This is a genomic window from Cyanobacteriota bacterium, assembly GCA_025054735.1.
Lineage (GTDB): Bacteria > Cyanobacteriota > Cyanobacteriia > SKYG9 > SKYG9 > SKYG9.
The window spans coordinates 1-4,105 of the sequence record JANWZG010000364.1 but is presented as its reverse complement, the minus strand read 5'-3'; the positions used below and the strand labels follow the sequence as shown (position 1 = coordinate 4,105).

The 4,105-nt window shown below is 52.6% G+C and carries 3 protein-coding genes; 2 read left to right on the top strand and 1 reads right to left on the bottom strand.

The genetic code is table 11. The annotated features are described in order from the left end of the window. A partial coding sequence (locus NZ772_15035) for an AAA family ATPase (protein MCS6814868.1) occupies nucleotides 1-938 on the top strand: 938 nt, incomplete at its 5' end. Nucleotides 939-1,044: 106 nt separating this feature from the next. Next, the gene (locus tag NZ772_15030) at nucleotides 1,045-1,698 is read left to right on the top strand and encodes an adenylate/guanylate cyclase domain-containing protein (protein ID MCS6814867.1); all 654 of its coding nucleotides are present in this window, start codon (nucleotides 1,045-1,047) and stop codon (nucleotides 1,696-1,698) included. A 254-nt stretch (nucleotides 1,699-1,952) separates the two neighbouring features. Here the strand turns inward: NZ772_15030 and NZ772_15025 are convergent. Continuing rightward, the coding region (locus NZ772_15025) for an alkaline phosphatase D family protein (GenBank protein ID MCS6814866.1) at nucleotides 1,953-4,105 on the bottom strand (2,153 nt) is incomplete at its 5' end.

Below are 4,105 nucleotides of genomic sequence, written 5' to 3'. Positions count from 1 at the left end.
TCCCAGTCAGCAAGCTAGTGGAGTCAGAAATGCAAAAACTGCTGCGCTTAGAAGATGAGTTGCATCGCCGAGGAGTGGGGCAAAATGCCGCCGTTACGGCTGTGGCAGATGCTATTCAGCGATCGCGAGCAGGCCTGGCTGATCCTAATCGTCCTATCGCTAGCTTCATTTTCCTTGGCCCAACCGGTGTGGGCAAAACTGAACTGGCCAAAGCCTTGGCGGCTTATCTCTTCGACACTGAAGAAGCAATGGTGCGCATCGACATGTCGGAATACATGGAAAAACACGCCGTTGCCCGCATGATTGGTGCCCCTCCGGGCTATGTTGGTTACGAAGAAGGCGGACAGCTTACAGAGGCCATTCGTCGTCGCCCCTATGCCGTTGTCTTATTTGATGAGATCGAGAAGGCTCATGCTGATGTATTTAACATCATGCTGCAAATTCTGGACGACGGACGGGTGACTGACTCCCAAGGTCGCACGGTAGACTTCAAGAACACTATCATCATTATGACCAGTAACATTGGTTCTCAGTACATTTTGGATGTGGCAGGAGATCCTGATCGGTATGAGGACATGCGCGGACGAGTACTAGAAGCCATGCGCAGCCACTTCCGTCCAGAATTCCTGAACCGCATTGACGAGACTATCATCTTCCACCCATTGATGAAGTCAGAATTGCGGCAGATTGTCCAACTTCAAGTTAAGCGCTTAGAAGAACGTCTGGCCGATCGGAAAATCGCACTCGCTATCTCCGATGCGGCGCTAGATTTTCTGGCAGAGGTGGGCTATGACCCAGTGTATGGTGCTCGTCCACTCAAACGTGCTATCCAGCGAGAATTGGAGACCCCGATCGCCAAGGCCATTCTCCGGGGTGAATTTACCGATGGCTCTACGATTCATGTAGTCGTCAAAAACGAGCGCCTTGCGTTGGAATAGAATGTTGGTAGACAGAGGGGTGCGTATAATTCATTAGACTGATCAGCTTGGAATTTCCAGGCGATCGCCTACTACTGTCTACCGACTAGAGGTGACTCCAATGTCAATGAAATACGTACAAGCCATCTATCCTAGCGGCTACTTAGACCGATTGTCCAAGTTGATTGACGAACGGTTAGCCCCTGGAGCTGACAAAGCAGCCATCGATGCCCGCATTTGGGATCTATTTGGGGGCGAGTGGGCGGTCATGTTCACAGATTTGGCTGGCTTTTCTCGCTTTGTAGCTGACTTTGGCATCATTCACTTCTTGCAAATCATCTATGAGTCTCAACGCATCTTTAGCCCCTGCATCGACCAGTACGACGGCATCCTGATCAAGATGGAAGGGGACAGTATGCTCGTGCTGTTTCGCCAGCCAGTTAAAGCAGTGCAATGTGCGATCGAGATGCAGCGTGTAGCCAAAGCCTACAACCAAACTAAAACCGATGCAGAGAAGATCTTGCTGTGTGTTGGTATTGGCTATGGCAAGATCCTCTCCATTGGCGAGCAAGATGTGTTTGGGGCAGAGGTAAATGCTGCCAGCAAGCTAGGTGAAGACACCGCTAGAGCCTGGGAAATCCTAGTTACAGATTCAGTGGCTGAGGCTCTGAAAGACGTGCCCACCATTAGCCTAGAGCCGATCGATACCATTCCACCTGGAGCCAAAGCAGCATTCCGAGTGAATTATTCACTAGAGCCAACCAGCCCTGACGCAGGGTGACTCCACAGAAGTTTGTAGTGATGGCTTTAGTCCTCATCAAATTAGGGATGAACCTTGAGCACATGCATGATTTGGCACCAACTCAACAATAAATTCTGCCCTTGCCAAACCCGCAAAAGAACAACTAAAGCGGGTTTCATCGTGTGTGATGGTAGAGGTAAAGCCTTTAGGGAAATTCCAACCTAGAGGTTAGGAATCAGGTGTCGGGTTAACCCCTAACCCCTAGCACCTAACCCCTAACCCCTAACCCCTAACTAAGTAAAATTAACTCGCAGAACAATGTCATTAAAGTCTTGGTCACCACCGTTGGGGAGGTCTTCAAAGCCAAAGGTGTTGTCCCCTAGCAGGCGGATGTGGTCTACCTTGTCGGGGTTGGCGGCGATGAAGGCGAAGTAGGCAACGGGAGCAGTGCCAGCAGCGTTAGCGGCATTTTGAGCCAAGAACTGGTCAACGGTGCCATTGGCAATCAGGAAGGGGGCTAGGATGGTGCCACCTGCGAGGTTGCCAGTGGTGTTGGTGTCGCGAGCAAAGGCGTTGACGCGGCGCTGAATAGCGGCTTGAGCATAACCTGCATCCCCAGGACGTAGGGTGCCGATCGCCCCATCTGCACTGTCGATCGTGTATAGCCCGACAGTATTGTTGAACAGTGCCTCACTATTCACCGTGAAACTAGCCGCTTGGTTGCCTGTCAAGCCCCGTAGGTCAATTAGTTCCGCTTCCCGTAGCCCTTGCAGACGAGTACCCTTGGTAGTTTGCCCAGCAGGACGCACAGTGAGAGTAATATCGTTGAAGTCTGCATCGGTGCCATCTTCCCAGTTAAGGGAGAAAGTGTTAGCAGTAGTGCTGCCCACTTGCAGGTTAGTGTTGTTGTTCAAAGAGAACACGACCTGACTTTCGGGAGTGAGACCCGCTAGCACTGCATCGGTAGAACTGTTCCGTACCAGGTAGAACATTAGCCGTGCCCCAGTATTAAAGGCAATTTGCCGGGTAGGATTACTGAGGAAGGCATCATTCAAGCCAGAGAAGAGAGCACGGGAGCGCTCTAGGGCAGCTCTGGTGTAGCCTGCTTGTCCGGGAGCTAGGTTACCAATGCGCCCTTGGGCATCATCCGCGAGGAATACCCCGACCTCATTCATGAAGGCACTGTTGCGCTGGTTGAGAGTGAACTGGAGGGTGGTGGTGCCCCCGGCTGCGCCGCCAACGTTGAACAGATTGTTGCTGTTAGCAAGGGTGGGGTTAGGATTGCTAGGAGGGGTGGCAGGGGTAACAACGAACTCGCTGACAATGCGGGGAGTACGATCGCTCACGCCAGCAGGATTCGCCGCAATCTCAGCATCAGTATAGGGATTGATACCATAGGTAGTTACCCGCAGTTGCTGAGTCACCGGATCAATGTTGAACTCTGTCCAGCCGAAGGTGTGTGCTGCCACATAGTCGCCCTGGAGCAGGGTAGCGTTGATTAAGCCACTTGCTTGAGGGAGGTTATTGTTCAGCCCCACTGGGTCATAGCCGAGGGGCGTGGTTTGCGCTACCAGCAGTTGCTTCAGGAAGTCGTCTTTGTCGTTGACGATGCTGTCAGTGTCGCTAGCAACGGGCAGGGCGTTATAGGCAGCAACTTCAGCGGGGGAAATTAGTCCGGCGGCGGCAGCAAGGTTGATCACTGTAGGCCCAAACAAACCATTGGCAAAGGCAGCAGGGCCAGTGACAATTTCAAAGGCATTGGTGGCAATTTGGGCGCCGCCGGGGGCAGTTTGATAGGTGAGGTTGTTGACGATCGTGCCGTGAAAGTCTCCTGCTATGAAGACAACGTTGCTGATTTTGTTGTCGTCAATGAACTTGAGAATTTCAGTACGCTCGGCAGCATAACCCTCAAAGCGGTCTTCAGCATTCACCACACCAAAATTCTGAATTGGCTCTGGAATGGTGACAAATTTCCAAGTGATGCCCTTCGCCTGGGCATCGAGGAGGTCCCGCTTCAGATCTTCTACCTGTTGTCGTCCAAGCAGGGTGCGGTTGGGGTTGAAGGCAGCAGCAAGGAAGGCAGTGGGGTTTGCTAGGTTTGCCGGGGCAAGCTGAGCATCGCGGAAGGAGCGGCTGTCAAGCACAATCATCGCTGCATCGCTACCATAGGTGTTGTAGCGGTAGAGCTTGCGCTCATTAGCCGTGCGAGGGTCGCCAGTGTTGCCGTAGAACTCATCTCGCAGAGGAGCATATTCCTGGAATGCCTGCAATGCAGCTTCGTAGACGGGAGTGTCGTTAACGAACTGGGCAGTGCTGGGGGTAAACAGGGGAATAGGGGAGGAGCCAATCGTCGGGGCATCAGGAGACTGTCCAGGAGCAGCGCCACCTGCAAAGTTATCAACAATTTCGTGGTCATCGATCGTGGACAGAATTGAGGTGGTTGCCT

Bases quoted from the DNA above. Each gene is read 5' to 3' on its own strand.
- NZ772_15030 (MCS6814867.1), top strand. From the start codon at position 1,045: ATGAAATACGTACAAGCCATCTATCCTAGCGGCTACTTAGACCGATTG.